Here is a 14129-nt window from a genome sequence, read left to right on the forward strand (position 1 = left end):
CTTTGTGGCGCGCGCGCCGCGGCGGCGCAACAGCGGTGGCGGTCAGCCCGTCGGGGCGAGGTCGCGCAGGACGGCCGGCAGCGTCTCCGGCAGATCCTCGGCGATCAGGCCGGGGCCGAAGCGGCGCGCGGTCTCGGCGTGCAGCCAGACGGCGGCCTCGGCGGCCTCGAACGCGGGCAGGCCGCGCGCCAGAAGGCCGGCGACGAAGCCCGCCAGCACGTCTCCCGCCCCGGCGGTGGCCAGCCACGGCACCTCGCGCGCGCGCACGGCCGCGTGCAGCGACAGCCGTCCGTCCGGCGCGGCCACCACCGTGTCCACGCCCTTGAGCAGCACGACAGCGCCCGACCGCGCCGCCGCCTCGGCCGCCGCGTCGGCCTTGGAATAGGCCGGGCCGTGCTCCGGCACGCCCTTCAGCCGCCCGGCGAGGTCGGGAAACAGCCGCGCGAACTCGCCCGGATGCGGCGTGAGCACCGCGCCGGGATGCAGCGCGGCGAACAGCGTCTCGGGATCGTCCTTGAAGTTGGTCAGGGCGTCGGCGTCCAGCACCGTACCCCGCCCGGCGCGCAGGGCCGTCAGCACCGTGTCGCGCACGCCGTCGCCATGGCCCAGCCCGGGGCCGAGGCAGAGGGTGTCGAGCCGGGCGTCCTCCAGCATCTCGCCCAACGCCACCGCGTCGGCCACCGGGCGCAGCATGATCGCGTCGAGCCGGCCGGCATTCTCGGGCACCGCGTCGGGCGGGCAGCCCAGCGTCACTAGCCCCGCGCCCATGCGAAGCGCCCCGCGCGCGGCCATGCGCGCCGCGCCGCCGCGCCCCGGCCCGCCCGACAGGACCAGCACATGGCCGTGGGCGTACTTGTGCCCACCCCCCGCCTTGCCGAGCGCCCGCGGGTCGAGCGTGGCGGCGTCCGGGCAGCGGGCCACCGCCGGGTCCCGCGACGCCTCTTCGACCTCGCGGGCCAGCCCGATGGGCACGACGGCGAGCGCACCGCTGCGCGCCGCGCCCTCGGCCATGAGGTGCCCGCGCTTGGGCGCGTCGAAGGTGACGGTCAGCGCGGCCTGCGCCGCCCGGTCGGGGTCGGCCAGCAACCGACCGCTGTCCGCGCAGATGCCGCTGAGGATGTCCACCGCCACCAGCGGCCGCCGCGCGGCACGGTGCAGAAGCCCCGCCAGGTCGGGCGACAGGGGCCGCTGGAGCCCGGTGCCGAACAGCGCGTCGACCACCAGGTCGGCGGCCTGAAGCGCGTCATCCGGCGTCTCGTCCAGCGGCAGGACCTCGCCGCCCCAGTTGCGGCAGGCGGTCGCCGCGTCGCCCGTGAGCCGGGCGACCTCGCCCAGCAGGCGCAGCTCGACCCGCCAGCCGCGCGCGCGCAGCAGACGCGCGACGACGAAGCCGTCGCCGCCGTTGTTGCCCGGCCCGCACAGCACCAGCGCCCGGCCGGGTACGGCGGCGAGCGCCGGAAAGTAGTCGAGAATGGCCGAGACCACGCCCTCGCCCGCCCGCTCCATCAGGCCCTGCCCGGTCACGCGGCCGCTGTCGATCGCGGCGCGCTCGACCGCGCGCATCTGGTCGGATGTCAGGCAAATGGGCATCGGCGCCGCTCCCCTGTTCACAAGATGCCCACGGAATGAGCGATTTGCACATTTTCGCGGCACAGCGTAGCAATTCGGCAGTGGGCCGCTTTCTCTCGCACCCTACCGAATTGTGACGCGGAATGAGAAGTGGTCTCACCCGGGAACGGCATGCTTACAGGGAGTCGGCGCATGAAGAAGATCGAAGCGATCATCAAGCCCTTCAAACTCGACGAGGTGAAGGAGGCGCTGCAGGACATCGGCGTGCAGGGGCTGAGCGTGCTCGAGGTCAAGGGCTTCGGCCGCCAGAAGGGGCACACCGAGCTTTATCGCGGCGCCGAGTATGTCGTCGACTTTCTGCCCAAGGTGAAGGTCGAGGTCGTGCTGAGCGACGACCAGGTGGACGCCGCCGTCGAGGCGATCATCGCCGCGGCCAAGACCGACAAGATCGGCGACGGCAAGATCTTCGTCTCGCCCGTCGAGCAGGCGATCCGCATCCGCACCGGGGAGACCGGCGCCGAGGCGCTCTGACGCGCCACCGAAACGCAGGGACATTCCGCCACCCGGGCGCCTCGCGCACCGGGACCCACATCAAACGAACCAAGGAAACGAGTAACCATGAGCAAGTCTGACGTTCTCAAGACGATCAAGGACGAAGAGGTCGAATACGTCGATATCCGCTTCACCGATCCGCGCGGGAAGCTGCAGCACGTCACGATCATGGCCGACCAGGTCGACGAGGACTTTCTGGACGAAGGCTTCATGTTCGACGGCTCGTCGATCGCCGGCTGGAAGACCATCGACCAGTCCGACATGAAGCTGATGCCCGATCCGGGCTCGGCCTATATCGACCCGTTCTACGCCGAGAAGACGCTGGCGATGCACTGCACCGTGCTCGAGCCGGACACCAACGAACGCTACGCCCGCGACCCGCGCGGCACTGCGCGCAACGCCGAGGAATACCTGCGCTCGTCGGGCATCGGCGACACCGCCTACTTCGGCCCCGAGGCCGAGTTCTTCCTGTTTGACGACGTCCGCTTCCAGGTCGGCATCAACAAGGTGTCCTACCAGGTCGACGCGATCGACGCGTCCTGGAACAGCGACACCGAGTACGAGATGGGCAACATGGGCCACCGTCCGGGCGTCAAGGGCGGCTACTTCCCGGTGAACCCGATCGACGACGGCCAGGACATCCGCTCGGAGATGCTGTCGACGATGAAGCGCATGGGCATGAAGGTCGACAAGCACCACCACGAGGTGGCGTCGTGCCAGCACGAGCTGGGCATGATCTTCTCGACCCTGACCGACCAGGGTGACAACCTGCAGAAGTACAAATACGTCATCCAGAACGTCGCCCACGCCTATGGCAAGTCGGCCACGTTCATGCCGAAGCCCATCGCGGGCGACAACGGCACCGGCATGCACGTCAACATGTCGATCTGGAAGGACGGCAAGCCGCTCTTCGCGGGCGACAAGTACGCCGACCTGTCGGACGAGGCGCTGTGGTTCATCGGCGGCATCCTCAAGCACGCCAAGGCGCTCAACGCCTTCACCAACCCCTCGACCAACTCGTACAAGCGCCTGATCCCGGGCTTCGAGGCGCCGGTTCTGCGCGCCTACTCGGCCCGCAACCGCTCGGGCTGCGTGCGTATCCCGTGGTCGGAAAGCCCGAAGGGCAAGCGCGTCGAGGCCCGGTTCCCCGACCCGTCGGCGAACCCCTACCTGTGCTTCGCGGCGCTCCTGATGGCCGGCATCGACGGCATCAAGAACAAGATCAACCCCGGCGAAGCGATGGACAAGGACCTCTACGACCTGCCCGCCGAGGAACTGGCCGGAATCCCGACGGTCTGCGCGTCGCTGCGCGAGGCGATGGAAGAGCTCGAGAAGGACATGGACTTCCTGCTGGCGGGCGACGTGTTCACCCGCGACCAGATCGAGGGCTACATGGACCTCAAGTGGGAAGAGATCTACGCCTACGAGCACACCCCGCACCCGGTGGAATTCAAGCTGTACTACAGCTGCTGATCCCCGCCGGACCGGCGAGACAGCGAAGGGGCGCCCACCGGGCGCCCCTTTTTCGTCTCAGCGCCCGGACGGAAGGCCTTGCCGCAGCCGAATTGCCAAAGCCTCGCCCAAATCTTTCCGCATTTTGCGGCGAATCTGGCCTCGAGCAGAAAGCCACCGGGAGAAGCGTCATGGCTCAGAGATTCGAGGAGACGACCGCCGTCATTTCCTACGAGGGCACAGTCCAGCTCGCCACCAGCGCGCTGGCCGAGACCATCGAGAAGAAGCTGGCCGCCAAGGGCGTCGCCTTCGACCGGACCGACCTGATCGGCACCGACGAGATCCAGTTCGTCAGCCGCGACCTCGTCGTGTCCGTCAGCCTTGATTCCGAGGACGCCGACGAGGTCCGCGTCGCGGTGGAAAGCCCCGTCGACGCGCCGCAGCCGCGCGAGATGGCCAAGACCCGCTTCCGGGTCTGCGCCGACATCGTCCGCCACTTCATCCTGAACATCCCCGCCAGCCGCGTCGAATGGCGCCACAAGGGCGGCCGCTACATCACCGAGCCGGGCCGCGAGACGGTCGTCGAGCGCCCCACCGTGCGCCGGTTCGAGCCGTCGGGCACCACGGCACGCCGGCGGGCCGCGCAGCGCGCGCAGACGATGGCGGTGCCGCAGATGGCCGCCGAGGCCGCCGTCGACCGCCGCCCGGTCGGCGCCGAGGCCGCGATCCGGCACGAGGCGATCGAGGCGCGGCGGCGCGCGAAGATGCGGCTTCAGCCGCTGCCGCCCGTCGACGCGATCGAGGAGACCGACCGCAACGGCATGAACCTGCCGGCGAAACTGACCCTTTACACGCTGAACTCGACGCTGTGCATCATGTCCTTCCCCATCGGGGCGGGGATGATGACGTACAACCTGCTGTCGGGCGGCTCGATCAACGGCACGGCGCGGGCGATGGGGCTGACCGGCGCGCTGATCGGCCTGATGCACATGCCCGGTGCGCAGGCGTTGCAGATGTTCCTCTGACTTCCTCCCGCCGCCCCTCTCCCTCGGCGGCTCTCAGCGCGCACGGCCCGTCGGTCCTCCGGCGGGCCGTGTCGCGTTCCGGGGGGCGGTCGCGGGCGGCGGACCGGCGGCCGGAACGCCCTTCGTGCGTGCCTCCGGCGGGAGTATTTGTAGCAAGAGGAAGACAGGGGACCGCGCGGGCGGTGGGCAGAGGACGAGGGATATGTGTGCGCGGCGCGTCGGGTCGCCTGGCCTGCACGTGCGAGAGGAGGTGGCGCCCTGCTTTGGCGGGCTCGCTATCCGCCGCTCTTCAACTTCAGCGCCGTCTCGGTCGTCCAGACGCCGTCGGCCCCGCCCCAGTCTCCGCTCTTGACCTCGTGAACGCGCACCGATGTGTTGTCCTGCAAGGTTTTCCCGGCGACCGCTCCGAACGCCTTCGCGGTCTCGGTGATGAGGCGCGCCTTTTCCTCTTCTGAAAAGACGCCTTCCAGGACATGGATGTCGATCAGTGGCATGACAGCCCCCCCCAACGGGTCGCGACAGCCTAGCAGACACCGCTTGTCCTGTCCCTGTCGGCCGGGACACCTGCAAAGAAATAGGCGCGGCCGGGGCCGCGCCTTTCGTGATTGCCGGGGTCCTGCGGGATCAGGCGCGGGCGTCGCCCACGGCCTTCCACAGCGCGGGCAGCAGGAGCGCGGCCAGCACCAGCTTGAGCGCATCGCCGATCAGGAACGGCGTCAGGCCCCAGGCCAGGATCGGCTGGTCCCAGCCGTAAAGCTGGCCCAGCCACAGCAGGCCCGGCGCATAGATGATGGCGTTGCCGATCAGCATGGCGGCGGCCATCTTCGTCACCGACCGGTCCCAGCCCTGCCGTGCCAGCGCGCCGAGCGCGACCGCGGCCAGCACGAAGCCCACGAGGTAGCCGCCGGTGCCGCCCAACATGTAGATCAGGCCCGACGCCTCGGCGCCCGAGCCGGCGAAGACATCGAAGCCCACCGCGCCCAGCAGCATGTAACCCAGGATCGTCGCCAGCCCGAGCCGGGGGCCGTAGGCCGCGCCGATACCGAGCACGGCGAACGTGCCCATCGTCACCGGCACCGGCCACATCGGCACCTTGATCTTGGCGGCGACCGCCAGCGCGGCGATGCCCAGCACCACCAGAACCGCCTGCTTGATGCGCAGCGCCGTGCCCTCGCGCGGGCCGATCGCCTCGACCAGCACCCTGTCCGTCAAACTCGTGGCCATGTCCGTCTCCGATTGTCTTGCGTTTCGCTCGGTTCTGCACCCATTGCCGCGCGCTCGCAAGAGCCACGCGCGTCAGCGGCGGTAGAGGCTCTCGAGCCGGTAGTCCTTGCGCGGACCGCGCACCTCCCACACCGCGCGCCATTGGGGCCAGGCGGAGAAGTCGTAGCGGACCTCGTAGCGGTCGGGGTCGCAGTCGTGATCCGCCGTCGCGTGCGGGGCGTCGAGCGCCATGAGGTGGAAGAAGCGGCCGTCGTCGAAGTGCACGGCGACGCCGCCCGGGGCGGGCCGCCAGAGGTAGCGCCGCTCGGCCGTGAGGGGCGGCTGGCCCGGCAGGCGCAGGGTGCCACTTTCGATATAGACGTGCCCGCCCTGCCCCGACGCGACCTGCGCCTCGCCCTCGAGCCTGCCCGTCGCTCCGGCGCGGTGATCCTCGATGCACCGCGACAGGGTCCAACTTCCCTCGAAATCCTCGATCCTCAGCGTCATCCTGCCTCTCATCTCAACGGCCGCAGCATCGGGCGGCGGGCGGCGAAGCGCCAGCCCTTGTGACGCAGGGATGCGCGGTCTAAGAGGCGCGCGACCCCATCAACGACGCTGCGGAAGCCTTCCCATGATCCCTCGCTACTCCCGTCCCGACATGGTCGCCATCTGGTCGCCGGAAACCAAGTTCCGCATCTGGTTCGAGATCGAGGCGCATGCCTGCGACGCGCAGGCCACGCTTGGCGTAATCCCGAAGGAGAACGCGGAGGCCGTGTGGAAGGCGAAGGACGTGGAGTTCGACGTCGCCCGCATCGACGAGATCGAGGCGGTGACCAGGCACGACGTGATTGCCTTCCTCACCCACCTGGCCGAGATTATCGGCAACGACGCCGCTCGCTTCGTGCATCAGGGGATGACGAGTTCGGACGTGCTGGACACCACGTTCAACGTCCAACTCGTGCGCGCCGCCGACATCCTGCTGGCCGACATGGACGGGCTGCTGGGCGCGCTCAAGCGCCGCGCGTTCGAGCACAAGGACACGGTGCGCATCGGCCGCTCCCACGGCATCCACGCCGAGCCGACGACCATGGGCCTGACCTTCGCCCGCTTCTACGCCGAGATGGAGCGCAACAAGCGCCGCCTTCTGGCCGCGCGCGAGGAAATCGCCACCGGCGCGATCAGCGGCGCCGTGGGCACCTTCGCCAACATCGACCCGCGGGTCGAGGAGCACGTCTGCGCGAAGATGGGCCTGACCCCCGAGCCGATCAGCACGCAGGTCATCCCGCGCGACCGGCACGCGGCGTTCTTCGCCGCGCTCGGCGTTGTCGCCTCGTCGATCGAGAACCTTGCCATCGAGATCCGGCATATGCAGCGCACCGAGGTGCTTGAGGCCGAGGAGTTCTTCTCGAAGGGCCAGAAGGGCTCTTCCGCGATGCCGCACAAGCGCAACCCGGTGCTGACCGAGAACCTGACCGGCCTCGCCCGGCTGGTGCGCATGGCGGTGGTCCCGGCGATGGAAAACGTGGCGCTCTGGCACGAGCGCGACATCTCGCACTCGTCGGTCGAGCGCAACATCGGCCCGGACGCGACCGTGACGCTGGACTTCGCGCTGGCGCGGCTGACGCAGGTGGTCGACAAGCTGGTGGTTTACCCCGAGCACATGATCGCCAACATGAACAAGTTTCGCGGGCTGGTGCATTCGCAACGGGTGCTTCTGGCGCTGACGCAGAAGGGCGTGAGCCGCGAGGACGCGTATTCGCTGGTGCAGCGCAACGCGATGAAGGTCTGGGAACAGGGCGCGGACTTCATGGAAGAGCTCAAGGCCGACGCCGACGTGACCGCGGTGATGAGCGAGGCCGAGATCGAGGAAAAGTTCGACCTCGGCTATCACACCAAGCACGTGGACACGATCTTTGCTCGGGTTTTCGGCGAAAGCTGAAACAGGTGGCGGCGAGCCGCCGGGACGGTCCGCCGCAGGTGACTTTCCCCTGCGTCAGTCTATCATTTGAGGCGTCCGGAAACAGGAGGACGTATCCATGACCAAGACGCTTCTTACCGCCGTCGTCCTGGCGCTTGCGCCGGCGCTGTCGGCCAGCGCCGCGTGCTGGACGGGGCACACCGACCAGACCGCGACGTCCTGCGCCGAGGGCATGGTCTATGACGCCGAGGCCGGCACCTGCGTCGAGCAGGTCACCGGCTGACCCTTCGCGGCGGGCGGATCGGTTCGCCCACCGCTCGCGGTAAGCGCGCGTTAAGCCGGCTCTGCCACCTTGGCCCCGTCAGGCGCGGAGGACGGGATTGAGCGGCACCGAACTTTCCACAGCGACGGACGGAAACTGGACGGCCGGGGCGGACTCGCCCGCGGCGAAGGCGCACCTGACCCGCCGGCAGAAGGCCGCGGTGGTCGTGCGCCTGCTTCTTGCCGAGGGGGCACAACTGCCGCTGTCGGAACTGCCCGAGTCGCTTCAGACCGAACTGGCCGCACAGATGAGCCAGATGCGCTATATCGACCGCGCCACGTTGCAGGAGGTGGTCGAGGAATTCGCCGCCGAGCTCGAGGCGGTGGGCCTGTCGTTTCCCGGCGGGCTCGACGGGGTGTTGTCGATCCTCGAGGGGGCGATCAGCCCGGACATCGCCGCGCGCCTGCGCAGCCAGTCGGGGCTGGTCTGGACCCACGACCCCTGGGACACCATCGCCGAGATCGAGGTCGAACGCCTTTTGCCCTTCCTGCGCGAGGAAAGCGCCGAGGTGGCGGCGGTGATCCTGTCGAAGCTGAAGGTGTCGAAGGCGGCCGAACTGCTGGGCCGCCTGCCCGGCGACCGGGCGCGGCGCATCACCTATGCCGTGTCCGAAACGGCCGAGATCGCGCCCGACACCGTGCGCCGCATCGGGCTGTCGCTGGCCGCCGCGCTCAAGGCCGAGCCGCCACGCGCCTTCGTCAGCGGCGCAGTGGACCGCGTGGGCGCGATCCTCAACGTGTCCGAGGCCGACACCCGAGAAGGCGTGCTCAAGGGGCTGGAGGAAGAGGACGAGGCGTTCGCCGCCGAGGTGCGGCGCGCCATCTTCACGTTCGAGGATATTCCCAGGCGGGTCGAGCCGTTGGACGTGCCGGTGATCCTTCGCAGCGTCGATCAGTCCGCTCTGGTCACCATCGTCGCCGCCACCGATCCGAAGACGCAGGACACGGTCGAGTTCCTGATGGACAACATGTCCAAGCGCATGGCCGGGGCGATCCGCGACGAGGCCGGAGAGCTCGCCGGCGTGAAGGCCAAGCAGGCCGAGAACGCGCGCCGGCAGGTGCTCGACACCATCCGCCAGCTTCTGGACTCGCGCGAGATCACGCTGGTGGGCGACGACGACTGACCACCCCGCCCAGCCCTGCGCTTGTGGTCGTTCCGGCGCAACACTAAGACGGGCGCGGCGCACGACGCGACGTCGCGCCGGACCGCACCGGGGGATCGATGGGCAAGAAGAACCGCAACGTCACCAGGGACAGGATCACCTCTCACGTGATCGCGGCGCTCCTGTGGGGCGTGCTGCGCATCCCCTACCGCGTGCGCGTGCCGATGATGGGCTGGCTGATGGCGCGGGTCGTGGCGCCACTTCTCAAATGGGACCGGCGCATTCGGGACAACCTTGCCCACGTCATGCCCGACCTGCCCGAGGCCGAGGTGGGGCGCCTGACCCGCGCGGTCCCCGACAACTGGGGCCGCACAATGATCGAGATCTACTCTGGCGCCGAGTTCCGCCGCCGCCTTGCCGACACGCCGCTGTCGGGACAGGGGGTCGAGCCGATGAAGCAGGCGCGGGCCGAGGGCCGGCCGGTCATCCTGGTCACCGCCCATATCGGCAATTTCGACGCGCTGCGCGCCGCGCTCTCGGCGCAGGGCTACACGCTGGCAGGGCTTTACCGGCCGATGCGGATCGAGCCGTTCAACACCAAGTACGTCAAGACGCTGGAGGAAAACGGCCCCGTCTTTCCCGCAGACCGCTACGGCGTGCCGCGCTTCGTGCGGCACCTGGCCAATGGCGGCATGGTGGGCATCCTGACGGATATCTACTCGTCCAAGGGCGCGCCGGTGACCTTCTTCGGCAAGCCGGCGCCCACGGCGACCTCGGTCTGCCAGTGGGCGCTGAACCACGACGCGCTGCTGATCCCGATCTACGGCATCCGCCGGCCCGACGGGCTGAACTTCGACCTGATCACCGACGCGCCGGTGGCCCACAGCGACCCGGTGACCATGACGCAGGAGCTCAACGATTTGCTGGAACGGCAGGTGCGCAGCCACATGGACCAGTGGTTCTGGATCCACCGGCGCTGGAAGCCGGAAAGTCAGTCGACCCGGGCGGCGGCCACCACGGGTCCGTGACCCTTGCGCTGAAACAGAACCGCCGCGGGCGCGTCCTCGGGCAGCTCGGTCGTCAGCGTCAGGGGCTTTGAGCCGTTCCACTCGCCCAGCACGCTCCAGCTCGTGACCACGTTGGAATAGGTCAGGCGCTTGCCCGCGTTCTCGCCCCGCTCGATATCCACCGTCTTCTCGGGGGCGTAGGTGACGAGCTGAACGACCAGGGGACCAAGGCTCTCGCCTTCGGGACGTGCCTCGATATGCAGTTCGCGCCCTTCGCGCGCCACGTCCAGCGCAACCGGGTCCGGCACGTCGCGGTGCGCCTGGATCAGCTCGGCCAGCTCCATCGGGCGGTAGCCCAGGACGTGGTCCTTTCCGCCGACAATCATCTGCGGCGTATAAACCGAGCGTTCGCCGTTGGCGTGCGCATACGCCTTCTGCCGGGCCGAGTAAGCGGGCGAGGCGAACTTGTCCTTCCAGCCGATATAGTCCCAGTAATCCACGTGCAGGGCCAGCGGCAGAACGTCGTCGCGGTCCGCGAGTTGCGTCAGCAGCGCGTCCGCAGGCGGGCACGAGGAACACCCCTGAGAGGTGAAAAGCTCGATCACCACCGGCTGATCGCCCGCTTCGACGGCCCCTGTGACCCCAAGCCAGACCGCCAGTACCGCCGTTGGAAGCGCGCGCATATTGTCCCCTCGCAGATGGTGCACTCTTGCCTACGCAAGCGGAACCGCCAAGACCAATCAAGGTTTTGAGAGAAACCGCGTGCGTCCGTCATCGTGCGGCGAGAATGCCACTCGCCAATGCTTGTGCACAATGGTATACAGCGCGCGATCCTCTTGCGCCGCGCCTTTCCCTGCGGCACTTGAGGCGCAAGTTTCACGCAAAGCCAGGGAGAGGCCAGATGCCCATCCAGGTCGGACACGACAGTTCCAAGACCCGAAAGTCGCTGCAGGTCGGCGGCAAGAGCTATGCCTACTATTCCATCGACGCCGCCACCGAGGCCGGCCTGGGTGACTTCGGTCGCCTGCCCGCCGCGCTGAAGGTCGTGCTCGAGAACATGCTGCGGTTCGAGGACGGCAAGACCGTCACGACCGACGACATCAAGGCGTTCGCCGACTGGGGCGCCAACGGCGGCAAGTCCAAGCGCGAGATCGCCTATCGCCCCGCTCGCGTGCTGATGCAGGACTTCACCGGCGTGCCGGCCGTCGTCGACCTGGCCGCGATGCGTGACGGCATCAAGGCGCTCGGCGGCGATCCGCAGAAGATCAACCCGCTCAACCCCGTCGACCTGGTCATCGACCACTCGGTCATGATCGACGAGTTCGGCAACCCGCGCGCGTTCCAGATGAACGTCGACCGCGAGTACGAGCGCAACTTCGAGCGTTACCAGTTCCTCAAGTGGGGCCAGGGCGCGTTCAACAACTTCCGCGTCGTGCCGCCGGGCACCGGCATCTGCCACCAGGTGAACCTGGAGTACCTGGCCAAGACGGTCTGGAACGACACCGACCAGAACGGCGAGGAGGTCGCCTATCCCGACACGCTGGTGGGCACGGACTCGCACACCACGATGGTCAACGGCGCCTCCGTGCTGGGCTGGGGCGTCGGCGGGATCGAGGCCGAGGCCGCGATGCTGGGCCAGCCGATCTCGATGCTGATCCCCGAGGTCGTGGGCTTCAAGCTGACCGGCGCCATGGTCGAGGGCACCACCGCCACCGACCTCGTGCTGCGCGTCGTGCAGATGCTGCGCGAGAAGGGCGTCGTCGGCAAGTTCGTCGAATTCTACGGCGACGGGCTGGACAACGTGCCGCTCGCCGACCGGGCGACCATCGGCAACATGGCTCCCGAATACGGTGCGACCTGCGGCTTCTTCCCGATCGACGACGAGACGATTCGCTACCTCACCCAGACCGGCCGCTCGGAAGAGACGATCGCGCTGGTGGAAGCCTATGCCAAGGCCAACGGCATGTGGCGCAACCCGGGCTACGAGCCGGTCTATACCGACACGCTCGAGCTCGACATGGGCACCGTCGTTCCCGCCATCTCGGGCCCGAAGCGCCCGCAGGACCACATCGCGCTGACCAAGGCGGCCGAGACGTTCCGTGACTACCTCAAGGGTCAGCGCAACGGCGAGCAGGTGTCCGAGAACGCCGAGATCCGCTGGGAAGGCGAAGGCGGCCACCCCGAGCCGATCGACATTCCGGGCGACGAAGGCCACCACAAGCGCGGCTTCGTGAAGACCGACGACGGCCACTACCAGCTTCACGACGGCTCGATCGTGATCGCGTCGATCACGTCCTGCACCAACACCTCGAACCCCTACGTGATGATCGGCGCGGGCCTCGTGGCGCGCAAGGCGCGCGAGCTGGGCCTCGACCGGAAGCCTTGGGTGAAGACCTCGCTCGCGCCGGGCTCGCAGGTGGTGTCGGCCTACCTGGAAGCCGCGGGGCTTCAGGACGACCTCGACGCCATCGGCTTCAACCTCGTGGGCTACGGCTGCACGACCTGCATCGGCAACTCCGGCCCGCTCGACCCCGAGATCAGCCAGACGATCAACGACAACGACCTGATCGCGGTGTCGGTGCTGTCGGGCAACCGGAACTTCGAGGGCCGCATCTCGCCCGACTGCCGCGCCAACTACCTTGCCTCGCCGCCGCTGGTGGTGGCGTATGCGCTGGTGGGCGACATGAACGTGGACATCGCCAACGATCCGCTGGGCAAGGACAAGGACGGCAACGACGTCTACCTCAAGGACCTGTGGCCGAGCCAGGCCGAGATCGCCGAGCTGGTCGAGAAGACCGTCACGCGCGAGGCGTTCCAGTCCAAGTACGCCGACGTGTTCAAGGGCGACGAGAAGTGGCGCTCGGTCGAGACGACGGACAGCGAAACCTACGACTGGCCGGCGAGCTCGACCTACGTGCAGAACCCGCCCTACTTCCAGAACATGTCGAAAGAGCCGGGCACCATCTCGGACATCCAGGGCGCGCGCATGCTGGCCCTGCTGGGCGACATGGTCACGACCGACCACATCTCGCCCGCCGGGTCGTTCAAGGACACCACTCCGGCAGGCAAGTACCTGGTCGAGCGCCAGGTCGCCCCGCGCGAGTTCAACTCGTACGGCAGCCGCCGCGGCAACCACGAGGTGATGATGCGCGGCACCTTCGCCAACATCCGCATCCGCAACGAGATGCTGGACGGCGTCGAGGGCGGCTTCACCAAGGGCCCGAACGGCGAGCAGATGCCGATCTACGACGCCGCGATGGAGTACCAGAAGCAGGGCACCCCGCTCGTCATCGTCGCGGGCGAACAGTACGGCGCTGGCTCCTCGCGCGACTGGGCGGCCAAGGGCACGGCGCTGCTGGGCGTGAAGGCGGTCATCGCCGAAAGCTACGAGCGTATCCACCGCTCGAACCTGGTCGGCATGGGTGTCATCCCGCTCGAGTTCACGGGCGAGGATAACCGCACGTCGCTGAACCTGACCGGGGAAGAGACGTTCTCGATCACCGGGCTGGCCGGCGACACCAAGCCGGGCGCGATGGTGCCCTGCACCATCACCTATGCCGACGGCACCACGAAGGAAATCCAGCTCAAGAGCCGGATCGATACCGCGGTCGAGATCGAGTACATCGAGAACGGCGGCGTGCTGCACTACGTGCTGCGCAACCTCGCCAAGGCGGCCTGACCGCCACGGCATACCGAATTGGAAAGCCCCGGCCATCGCGCCGGGGCTTTTTCGTTCCGGCGGATTTCAGCGCAGCGGAAAACGTTGCCACATTCTCGCCCGAATCCGCCTGTTACTTGGGGTCATTGGCCGCCTGGCGGCCCCGAGACCGTTAGATTCGAACACACATTTAGACAAAATTGCGGCGTTCTATGGAAACGAACGTGCCGCGTCCCGCCAGATTGTGGCGGAAAAACGGACCGATCCGGCCCACATCGCATTGTTTCCTCGTCGGTCGTCCGCGACCGCGTTTTATTTGGA

13 protein-coding genes are annotated in these 14129 nt (G+C 68.2%); 8 read left to right on the plus strand and 5 right to left on the minus strand.

Annotated features, from left to right (window positions below):
- Positions 1-42: 42 nt before the first annotated feature.
- Positions 43-1590: an NAD(P)H-hydrate dehydratase gene (locus BM162_RS10460; protein WP_093421401.1), complete on the minus strand. Its 1548-nt coding sequence runs from the start codon at positions 1588-1590 to the stop codon at positions 43-45.
- A gap of 171 nt (positions 1591-1761) precedes the next feature.
- Here BM162_RS10460 and BM162_RS10465 point away from each other — a divergent pair, with 171 nt between their 5' ends.
- From BM162_RS10465 to BM162_RS10475, 3 genes are all read left to right on the plus strand, one after another.
- Positions 1762-2100 carry a P-II family nitrogen regulator gene (locus BM162_RS10465; protein WP_093421404.1) on the plus strand — a complete coding sequence of 113 codons (339 nt, stop codon included), beginning with the start codon at positions 1762-1764 and terminating at the stop codon, positions 2098-2100.
- An 87-nt stretch (positions 2101-2187) separates the two neighbouring features.
- Entirely contained in the window at positions 2188-3594 is a 1407-nt protein-coding gene (gene glnA / locus BM162_RS10470; RefSeq protein ID WP_093421406.1) for a type I glutamate--ammonia ligase, read from the plus strand.
- Positions 3595-3764: 170 nt separating this feature from the next.
- Entirely contained in the window at positions 3765-4598 is an 834-nt protein-coding gene (locus tag BM162_RS10475) for a hypothetical protein (RefSeq protein ID WP_093421409.1), read from the plus strand.
- Between the two features lie 275 nt (positions 4599-4873).
- Here BM162_RS10475 and BM162_RS10480 read toward each other — a convergent pair whose 3' ends face one another.
- The 3 genes from BM162_RS10480 to BM162_RS10490 all read right to left on the minus strand — a co-directional run bounded on the left by BM162_RS10480 (position 4874) and on the right by BM162_RS10490 (position 6308).
- Positions 4874-5092 carry a tautomerase family protein gene (locus tag BM162_RS10480; protein ID WP_093421411.1) on the minus strand — a complete coding sequence of 73 codons (219 nt, stop codon included), beginning with the start codon at positions 5090-5092 and terminating at the stop codon, positions 4874-4876.
- Between the two features lie 130 nt (positions 5093-5222).
- Entirely contained in the window at positions 5223-5822 is a 600-nt protein-coding gene (locus BM162_RS10485; RefSeq protein ID WP_093421413.1) for a biotin transporter BioY, read from the minus strand.
- Between the two features lie 72 nt (positions 5823-5894).
- Positions 5895-6308 carry a DUF6314 family protein gene (locus BM162_RS10490; RefSeq protein WP_093421415.1) on the minus strand — a complete coding sequence of 138 codons (414 nt, stop codon included), beginning with the start codon at positions 6306-6308 and terminating at the stop codon, positions 5895-5897.
- A gap of 124 nt (positions 6309-6432) precedes the next feature.
- Here BM162_RS10490 and purB point away from each other — a divergent pair, with 124 nt between their 5' ends.
- The 4 genes from purB (at position 6433) to BM162_RS10505 (ending at position 10171) form a co-directional block, all read left to right on the plus strand.
- Positions 6433-7740: an adenylosuccinate lyase gene (gene purB, locus BM162_RS10495; RefSeq protein WP_093421417.1), complete on the plus strand. Its 1308-nt coding sequence runs from the start codon at positions 6433-6435 to the stop codon at positions 7738-7740.
- A gap of 97 nt (positions 7741-7837) precedes the next feature.
- Positions 7838-8002 carry an adenylosuccinate lyase gene (locus BM162_RS22380; protein WP_143096138.1) on the plus strand — a complete coding sequence of 55 codons (165 nt, stop codon included), beginning with the start codon at positions 7838-7840 and terminating at the stop codon, positions 8000-8002.
- Between the two features lie 97 nt (positions 8003-8099).
- On the plus strand, positions 8100-9164 hold the full coding sequence (locus tag BM162_RS10500) for a flagellar motor switch protein FliG (RefSeq protein WP_093421419.1): 1065 nt from the start codon (positions 8100-8102) through the stop codon (positions 9162-9164).
- Between the two features lie 98 nt (positions 9165-9262).
- Complete coding sequence (locus BM162_RS10505) at positions 9263-10171, plus strand: lysophospholipid acyltransferase family protein (RefSeq protein ID WP_093421422.1); 909 nt, start codon at positions 9263-9265, stop codon at positions 10169-10171.
- On the opposite strand, the gene BM162_RS10510 is transcribed toward BM162_RS10505, so the two are convergent.
- Positions 10135-10833: a DUF1223 domain-containing protein gene (locus BM162_RS10510; protein ID WP_093421424.1), complete on the minus strand. Its 699-nt coding sequence runs from the start codon at positions 10831-10833 to the stop codon at positions 10135-10137. The genes BM162_RS10505 and BM162_RS10510 overlap by 37 nt on opposite strands.
- 218 nt (positions 10834-11051) lie before the next feature.
- Here BM162_RS10510 and acnA point away from each other — a divergent pair, with 218 nt between their 5' ends.
- Complete coding sequence (gene acnA / locus BM162_RS10515) at positions 11052-13829, plus strand: aconitate hydratase AcnA (RefSeq protein ID WP_093421427.1); 2778 nt, start codon at positions 11052-11054, stop codon at positions 13827-13829.
- Positions 13830-14129: the final 300 nt, after the last annotated feature.

It is taken from the genome of Tranquillimonas alkanivorans, assembly GCF_900115595.1.
Lineage (GTDB): Bacteria > Pseudomonadota > Alphaproteobacteria > Rhodobacterales > Rhodobacteraceae > Tranquillimonas > Tranquillimonas alkanivorans.

Coding starts and splice junctions, on each gene's coding strand:
- BM162_RS10475 (WP_093421409.1), top strand. CDS start 3,765: ATGGCTCAGAGATTCGAGGAGACGACCGCCGTCATTTCCTACGAGGGC.
- acnA (WP_093421427.1), top strand. CDS start 11,052: ATGCCCATCCAGGTCGGACACGACAGTTCCAAGACCCGAAAGTCGCTG.
- BM162_RS10460 (WP_093421401.1), bottom strand. CDS start 1,590: ATGCCCATTTGCCTGACATCCGACCAGATGCGCGCGGTCGAGCGCGCC.
- purB (WP_093421417.1), top strand. CDS start 6,433: ATGATCCCTCGCTACTCCCGTCCCGACATGGTCGCCATCTGGTCGCCG.
- BM162_RS10505 (WP_093421422.1), top strand. CDS start 9,263: ATGGGCAAGAAGAACCGCAACGTCACCAGGGACAGGATCACCTCTCAC.
- BM162_RS10485 (WP_093421413.1), bottom strand. CDS start 5,822: ATGGCCACGAGTTTGACGGACAGGGTGCTGGTCGAGGCGATCGGCCCG.
- BM162_RS10510 (WP_093421424.1), bottom strand. CDS start 10,833: ATGCGCGCGCTTCCAACGGCGGTACTGGCGGTCTGGCTTGGGGTCACA.
- glnA (WP_093421406.1), top strand. CDS start 2,188: ATGAGCAAGTCTGACGTTCTCAAGACGATCAAGGACGAAGAGGTCGAA.
- BM162_RS10465 (WP_093421404.1), top strand. CDS start 1,762: ATGAAGAAGATCGAAGCGATCATCAAGCCCTTCAAACTCGACGAGGTG.
- BM162_RS10480 (WP_093421411.1), bottom strand. CDS start 5,092: ATGCCACTGATCGACATCCATGTCCTGGAAGGCGTCTTTTCAGAAGAG.
- BM162_RS10490 (WP_093421415.1), bottom strand. CDS start 6,308: ATGACGCTGAGGATCGAGGATTTCGAGGGAAGTTGGACCCTGTCGCGG.
- BM162_RS22380 (WP_143096138.1), top strand. CDS start 7,838: ATGACCAAGACGCTTCTTACCGCCGTCGTCCTGGCGCTTGCGCCGGCG.